5 protein-coding genes are annotated in these 3,596 nt (G+C 69.3%); all 5 read left to right on the top strand.

Translation table 11 applies throughout. The features are described from left to right. Positions 1-213: HNH endonuclease (locus GPA_RS10625; RefSeq protein ID WP_041239474.1), on the top strand; the 213-nt coding region annotated here is incomplete at its 5' end. A 105-nt stretch (positions 214-318) separates the two neighbouring features. Further along, positions 319-555 (top strand): hypothetical protein, encoded by a 237-nt coding sequence (locus GPA_RS10630; RefSeq protein ID WP_041239475.1) that lies wholly within the window; start codon positions 319-321, stop codon positions 553-555. Further along, positions 503-1,960 (top strand): hypothetical protein, encoded by a 1,458-nt coding sequence (locus GPA_RS10635; RefSeq protein WP_156791000.1) that lies wholly within the window; start codon positions 503-505, stop codon positions 1,958-1,960. Before GPA_RS10630 ends, GPA_RS10635 begins: the two co-directional genes overlap by 53 nt. Beyond that, complete coding sequence (locus tag GPA_RS10640) at positions 1,957-3,366, top strand: phage portal protein (RefSeq protein ID WP_015539868.1); 1,410 nt, start codon at positions 1,957-1,959, stop codon at positions 3,364-3,366. Before GPA_RS10635 ends, GPA_RS10640 begins: the two co-directional genes overlap by 4 nt. Beyond that, positions 3,341-3,596: VG15 protein (locus GPA_RS19215; protein ID WP_041239477.1), on the top strand; the 256-nt coding region annotated here is incomplete at its 3' end. The genes GPA_RS10640 and GPA_RS19215, both read left to right, overlap by 26 nt.

Here is a 3,596-nt window from a genome sequence, read left to right on the forward strand (position 1 = left end):
TGCGGAAAGCCCATCGACTACTCGCTGCCGGCGGGGCATCCAATGAGCTACGAGCTGGACGAGATCGTGCCGGTGAGCCGTGGAGGCTCGCCCCTCGACCCGCGTAACGTGCAGCCGGCGCACCGCTCGTGCAACCAGCGCAAAGGCGACGGGCGCCGCGCGCCCGGCAGGCAATCGGCGACGCTTCCGCTGCCGCACTCGCGGGAGTGGTGACGGGCGACCACCGGGGGCATCCCCTCACCCCGGTGGTACGGCCCTCCCGGGGGCATAGTGCCCATTTACACACAGGGGATTTTGATCGATGCGGAGGTGGCGCGCATGTCCAAGGGCACGGCAGGCCGAAAGGCTGCTCCAGGGCCAGGTCAGATCGAGTGCTTGAAGGAACTCGCGCTGACGTTGGAGGACAGGATAGCGGGGGCCGACGACAAGAGCCTGCCGGGGATCGCGAGACAGTACCGCGAGACGCTGCGCGACATCAGGGAGCTGGAAGGCGGGGTGGACGATGGCGACGAGGTCGAGGAGGTTGTCGTGCGCCTCCGTTCTGGGAAGCAGTGAGCCGACGCTCTCCGTCCATCCGGCCCACGTCTCGACCGAGGTCGGGTTCTGCGACGAGATATGCACGCTTGGCGACCTGCGGATGTTCGACTGGCAGGTCGGGGTCGTCGACGGCTGGCTCGGGCGCGACGCGCGGGGCATGTGGGCCTCCCCGACATGTGGGCTCGCCGTGCCTCGCCAGAACGGCAAGTCGCTCGGCACGGTGCAGGCCCGGTCGAACTACGGCATGGTCGCGCTCGGCGAGCAGGTGGTCTACACGGCGCACCTGCAGAAGACGGCGACCGAGACCTTCGAGTCGATCGCGGGGTTCTTCACCTCGAGGAAGATGGTCGGTCGCGTCAAGGCCGTCAGGGAGGCGCTCGGCCGCGAGCAGATCGTGCTCAAGAGCGGCGCGCGCATCAAGTTCCTGGCCCGCACGCGCAACGGCGGGCGAGGCCAGCACGGCGACCTGCTCATATTCGACGAGGCGCAGGAGCTCGACGACACCCAGCAGAGCTCGTTTCTGTTCGCGATCTCAGCCTCGCCGAACCCCCAGACCATCTACGCGGGCACGCCGCCCGACGAGGACTCGCCCGGGACCGTCTTCAAGCGCATCCGCGCCGCGGCGCTCGGCGGGAGGACGAGGACGACGTCGTGGGACGAGTGGAGTGTGCCCGAGATCCCGGAGGATCCGCGCGACAGGCGCATATGGGCCGCCACGAACCCGTCCCTCGGCATAACGATCCAGCCCTCGACCATTGAGACGGAGATCGAGCAGATGGACGCGGCGAAGCTCGCCCGCGAGCGGTTCGGCTGGTGGGCTCCCGACACGGGCGTGGAGAGGGTCGTCGACGCCGACGAGTGGGCGATGCTCGAGACCGACGAGCCGCCGGAGGGCAAGGTCGCCTTCGGGGTGAAGTTCTCCATCGACGGCAAGACCGTGTCGGTGTCGGCCGCGGTGAAGCCGAAGGAGGGGCCGTGCCACGTCGAGCTCGTGCACTGCGCCTCTACGGGTTCGGGCACGAGGTGGCTCGCCGACTGGCTGCGTGCCCGGCGCTCGGGGATAGCCGTCGTGGTGATCGACGGGACGGGCAACGCCGTCGGCCTCGCGAACGCCTTGAAAAGCAAGGACGACGGCTACGAGGGCAAGCCCCTTGTTCCGAGCGCCGTGAAGGTGGCAGGCCCCAAGGACGCCTCCGCCGCCGCTGCGGGCCTGCTCGACGCCATAGGCGACGGGTCGGTCACCCACTACGGGCAGCCGAGGCTCACGGCGTCGGTCACGGGCGCCTGGAAGCGGCGCATCGGCGAGGCGGGGAACTGGGGATGGGGCGGGGACGACCCGACCCCCGTCGAGTCGGCGGGCCTGGCGCTCTACGGCGTCAGGACCACCAAGAGGAACCCGGGAAGGAAGTCGAGGGCCACATGAACCTGAACCAGCTAGCCTCGGTGCACGGCCTTCCGGTCGCCGAGACAGGGATGCTCGTCGAGCTCGCCAAGCTGCGCGACGCCAAGCTCGCGCGCAACCGCGTCCGCGACGAGTACTACCGGGCGCACAACCGGCTGCGCACGCTCGGCATCGCCATCCCGCCGCCGCTCGAGCGCGTGAACGCGGTCGTGGGATGGCCGGCCAAGGCCGTCGACGCGCTCGCCGTGCGCAGCCGCTTCGACGGCTTCACGCTGGAGTCGGGGAGGTCCGACGCGCTCGCCGACGTGGTCGTCGGCAACAAGCTGAAGATCCTGTACTCGCAGGCCGTGACGAGCGAGCTCGTGAGCTCGTGCGCGTTTTTGACCGTGTCGCGCGGAGGGGCGGGCGAGCCCCCGGCCGTCGTGTCCGCCTACTCCGCCCAGAACGCCGCGGCCCTCTGGGACCGCCGGCGCAAGCGCATCAGGTGCGGTATGACGGTGGTCGACGTCAAGAGGAGCCCCGACGGGGCGGAGCCCGAGCCCACATGGGTGAACCTCTACACCGACACGGACGTGTGGGAGATCAGGAAGGCCGGCGCCAAGTGGACGAGCCGGCGCCATCCCCACGAGATGGGCCGCCCCATGATGGAGCCGCTCGTCTACCGCCCGATGCTCGACCGCCCCTTCGGCAAGTCGCGCATCAGCCGCGCCGTCATGGCCATAACCGACTCGGCCGTGCGCGAGTCGCTGCGCGCCGAGGTCTCCGCGGAGTTCTTCACGAGCCCGCAGAAGTACCTGCTCGGCGCCGACGACACTGTGTTTGACAAGCTCTCCAAGTGGGAGGCCTACATCGGGAACATCTTCTCGGTTACTCCCAACGAGGACGGCGAGATACCGAAGTTCGGCCAGCTCGCGCAGTCCACGATGCAGCCGCACACGGAGTACAAGCGCGACCTCGCCGCGGCGTTCTCCGGCGAGACGTCCATACCCGTGTCGGAGATGGGGGTGGTGCACGACAACCCGTCGTCGGCCGAGGCCATCTACGCCTGCAAGGAGAGCCTCGTCATCGAGGCGGAGAGCCTGAACGAGACGAACGGGGCGGCCCTGCGCGAGATCGGCTTGATGGCCATGGCCGCGATCAGGAACGTCCCACTCGACCAGCTGACCGACGAGGAGCGCTCGTTGTCGGCGCGCTTCAAGAACCCGGCGTTCCCCTCGTTCGTGAGCCAGGCCGACGCCATCATCAAGATCGTGCAGGCGATCCCCTGGATGGCCGACTCCGAGGTGGTGCTCGAGGAGCTCGGCTTCAGCGAGGACCAGATCAAGCGCCTCGCGTCCGACCGCGCCAAGGCGCAGGGAAGGGACGCGATCGCATCGCTCGTGGCGCCGAAGGGGGTGCCGGGTGGAGATACCGCGGAGCTCGCTTGACCGGCTGACCGAGGAGCTCAACGCGCTTTCGGGCGCCGGCCGGCAGATGGTCGAGAACGCGCTCGCGAACGCCGAGTGGGCGGACGTCGCGGAGCTTCGGGCCGTCATGGCCGAGGTGATGGAGCTCGTGTGCGGCGAGATGACCGACCTGGCGGCGGCCCGCGCGGCCGAGTTCTACGACGATGTGCGCGAGGCCTCGACCGGGCGCAGGCTGGGGGCGCTGGCCGAGT

The organism is Gordonibacter pamelaeae 7-10-1-b (assembly GCF_000210055.1).
GTDB classification, from domain to species: domain Bacteria; phylum Actinomycetota; class Coriobacteriia; order Coriobacteriales; family Eggerthellaceae; genus Gordonibacter; species Gordonibacter pamelaeae.

Bases quoted from the DNA above. Each gene is read 5' to 3' on its own strand.
- GPA_RS10630 (WP_041239475.1), top strand. From the start codon at position 319: ATGTCCAAGGGCACGGCAGGCCGAAAGGCTGCTCCAGGGCCAGGTCAG.
- GPA_RS10635 (WP_156791000.1), top strand. From the start codon at position 503: ATGGCGACGAGGTCGAGGAGGTTGTCGTGCGCCTCCGTTCTGGGAAGC.
- GPA_RS10640 (WP_015539868.1), top strand. From the start codon at position 1,957: ATGAACCTGAACCAGCTAGCCTCGGTGCACGGCCTTCCGGTCGCCGAG.